The sequence below is a fragment of the Methanopyrus sp. genome (assembly GCF_053997775.1).
On record NZ_JBMXXF010000042.1, the window covers coordinates 1 to 3259 of the forward strand.

Below are 3259 nucleotides of genomic sequence, written 5' to 3' on the forward strand. Positions count from 1 at the left end.
GTTGAAGCCGGAGCGCACCCCGCTGTCCGGGGACACGGAGCCCGGATCCTGCGTGCAGCGCCTGGAGCGCGTGTCGGAAGAGGAAGATGGGACCACGGTGATGAGGACCCGGTGCCCCGATGGGTGAGGACGCTGGGGTGGGGCTGAGCCCTCGGTCCCGGGTGGACTCATCACCGGCTCAGCCCCGGAGTAGCTCCTCACCGGGCCCGGTCCCGCAACCCCGCGTTCGAGATTTTTACCCACCGCGCCCGCACACCAGGCAGCGCCCGCATCGTATGCAGTCCCGCGCGGACGGGAAATCCCTGCTCGGTTGGAGACCCATCGGGCACGTGAGGCAGACGGGACACCCGCGGCACGCCGGTCGCGCGTCGACGAGCAGGTCGAGGGACGTCCACCCGTGTCCCACCCTCAGCAGCACCCCAACCGGGCACAGGTACCGGCAGAAGAACCTGGGTACGACCAACGAGGCCAGCACCGGTACCAGTGCCAGCCCGAGCCGCTCGAGCCCACGGTACCCGAGCCCGCGCCCCTGCAGGGCCGCCGTTAGGTAGTGCATCGGACAGACAGCGTACCACGGTCTCAACAGCCACGCGGCCCCAGCCAGCGTCGCGAGCAGCAGGAGGTACCGAACGAGCCGGAGCCCTCGTTGACCGGGCGGCGCTGGGACGAGGACACCCAACCGACGCCCAACCCGAGCCAGCGCGTCCTGCACGGAACCCATCGGGCAGACCCACCCGCACACCGCCCCTCCCACGGTCGCGGCCGGAAGCAGCCACGCGACCGCCGCCGCGAACGCCAGGTAGCCCGGCTCCGTCAGACCCGCGAGCGCGGACGGCAGGAGGTAAAGCACCAACCCCGTCCCGATCACCCCGGCGCAACCGCCCGAGACCCCTGGCACGACCACGGGCACCCGGGCGAGCACTCCAAGGCTCAGGGCCGCCCACCCCAGGATCTGCGAGAACCTCCTCCACCGAGCGAGCATCGCCGGTCTCCCCCGACTCGGGGTCAGCGAGCCCCCCAGCCCTCATCCGGGCCTCGGTGACCCGGCGCGACTCATCACTCCCCCTCCGACTCCCGCCTCAGCCGCTCGTTGAAGTAATCGGGGGAGTACTTGAGCACGATCACCCGGGAGGTCACCAGCACGGCGAGGAAGGCCGTCACCGCCAGGAGCTCGGAGGGTCGAAGGATCCCCCGGTAGTACTTCAGGAACGTCTCCCGGAGCATCATGATGATGGTGATATCCACCACGTACCGCAGGGGCACTCGATGGTGCCTGAGCGTCTCCAGCACGCTCTGGTACACCTCCAGGAGCAGCAGTACGTCGAACACGCACTCCACGATCAGCCCGAACGCCTCCCGGAACCGCGCCCGGTACGGGCTGGTCAAAAACGTGCGCACGATGTCGTACGCCCCGACGGCGAAGACGATCAGCGTGACCCCCAGGATCGCCACCATCACCACGTGCACCGTAACTCGCAGCAACCGGTGGGAGAACCGATGCATGTCACCGCCCAACTCACCCACTCCCGGCCGCGCCGATGAGGACCGTTCCCCTTGGGGACTCCCCAATGACCAAAAGTCGCGGGGCCGAGGCCACACCGGGGTCAGCGCCCCTGGGTCTCCTCACCCCTCGGAGATCCCCCTCCTCATCATCCCGGGCGCCACGGGGAGCCAGGGTTGAAGGAGGTAGCGGAACGCATCGAGACCTGGCTCCGACGCCTCGAGCGGGACGGTGAGTACGAGCCACCGTGGGGGGAGCGCGAGGACGCGTACACCGTCGCGCTCGCGGGCGTCCTGCACCAGCGCACCCGCCGCGAGCTCGCCGAACCCGTCCTCCGCGAGCTCCTCCGCCGGTACCCGGAGCCCCGAGACCTCCTCAACGCGCCGGAGCGCGAGCTGAAACGGCTACTCTCCCGCATCGGACTGGTTCAACGAAGGCTCCGAACCGTGCGCGGGCTGGCCCGACTCCTCTCGGAGCGGCCCCGCCCGGACCGGGACGAGCTACTCCGAGTCCCGGGCATCGGTCCGTACACCGCCGACCTGGTCGCCGCCGTCGCCTACGGTGACCGGGTCCTACCCGTCGACGCGAACGTTCGACGCGTCGCCGAGCGCGCCACGGGGCGCCCGGTGGACTGGGCCAGAAGGCTCTGGCCCCGCGCCGTTAAGAGCCCCAGAAACCTAACCCTGGGCGCCATCGAGCTGGGCCGCCGGCACTGCCGACCCCGACCCAGGTGCGAGGGGTGCCCGATAAAACGGCTCTGCCGGGCCGGCAGGCCGGCGGGATGATGTGCTAATCGGCCGCCCGACCCGATGACGACGTTCCAGGCCGCTGACCGCCACCCGCGCCCCCCACCGCGCGCCCGAGGCCACTTAAAACGGGATCGGCGGCCCGCGGCGCCGGTGATAACTTGACAAGGGTAGGTTAGATCGTTCCATGAAAACGTAGTTGGGGAAATGCCTTAAGGTCGATGTAAATCAACCGAGCGATGACAGATTAGATGAAACCTCGGCTCCGCTTTCCATCCGATAACCTTTTATAACTCATCCGAGGGTTACCCGGGCGGTAAAGAGCGGAGGAGGGTCCCGTGGGCTCGTAGGTCGGGGGGGGGGGCGACAAAAAATATGGGGTTAAATGAGGAGTTCGAGGGTGAGGAGGAGTTGCGCGGTGACATCGCCGAGGAACTGTCGCAGCAGCCGAAACACCGCAAGCTGGCGTTCGCCCTGCTGAGCGCGGTGAGGATGGCCGCGATGCGTCACCTCAGCGACTCTTGGGAGCCCATCGTGATGGAGGTGGGCCGGCAGTTCATCAAGATCCTGGAGGAGGCGGAGCGGGAGGAGATTCAGGAGCTGGAGGATGCGCTGAGGATGGCCAAGGAGTACGGTCTCATCGGCGACTTCGACGTCGAAAACGGCCACGCGGAGCTTGAGGACGTGCTGGAGACGCTGGGCTGGCAGGAGCGCTCCGAGGAGGGCAAGGACGTGTGCGCGGTCATCAAGGGCGTGATCCTGGAGGGTCTGCGGCGCGAGGGGCTGGACGTGGTGAAGCTGGAGGAGGACGTCCACGACTCCAGCGTGACCTTCCGGTGGTAGACGCGCTGATCCACGCGGCCCCCGCGGTGATTTTTTACCAATCCCCGCTCGAGTTCTCCTCGGTCGAGGCTCCCGCGGAGTGAGGAGGCCGAGGAACGCCGGATCGGTGAGGAGGGTCGGTGTTACCGACCGCGGTCCCGGCCGATGCGGAGTGGTCCCGCGGGGAGGA

The 3259-nt window shown here is 68.2% G+C and carries 4 protein-coding genes; 2 read left to right on the forward strand and 2 right to left on the reverse strand.

Features of this window, described 5'->3' with window-relative positions; genetic code table 11:
- Positions 1 to 235 precede the first annotated feature (235 nt).
- Both ACXJJV_RS05930 and ACXJJV_RS05935 read right to left on the reverse strand, forming a co-directional pair.
- On the reverse strand, positions 236 to 982 hold the full coding sequence (locus ACXJJV_RS05930) for a 4Fe-4S binding protein (protein WP_456467265.1): 747 nt from the start codon (positions 980 to 982) through the stop codon (positions 236 to 238).
- Positions 983 to 1056: 74 nt separating this feature from the next.
- Positions 1057 to 1515: a phosphate-starvation-inducible PsiE family protein gene (locus ACXJJV_RS05935; RefSeq protein ID WP_456467266.1), complete on the reverse strand. Its 459-nt coding sequence runs from the start codon at positions 1513 to 1515 to the stop codon at positions 1057 to 1059.
- 162 nt (positions 1516 to 1677) lie between these two features.
- Between ACXJJV_RS05935 and ACXJJV_RS05940 the strand changes: the two genes are divergently transcribed.
- Both ACXJJV_RS05940 and ACXJJV_RS05945 read left to right on the forward strand, forming a co-directional pair.
- Positions 1678 to 2286 (forward strand): endonuclease III domain-containing protein, encoded by a 609-nt coding sequence (locus ACXJJV_RS05940; RefSeq protein ID WP_456467267.1) that lies wholly within the window; start codon positions 1678 to 1680, stop codon positions 2284 to 2286.
- A 336-nt stretch (positions 2287 to 2622) separates the two neighbouring features.
- The gene (locus tag ACXJJV_RS05945; RefSeq protein WP_456467268.1) at positions 2623 to 3090 is read left to right on the forward strand and encodes a hypothetical protein; all 468 of its coding nucleotides are present in this window, start codon (positions 2623 to 2625) and stop codon (positions 3088 to 3090) included.
- The last annotated feature ends 169 nt before the right edge of the window (positions 3091 to 3259 follow it).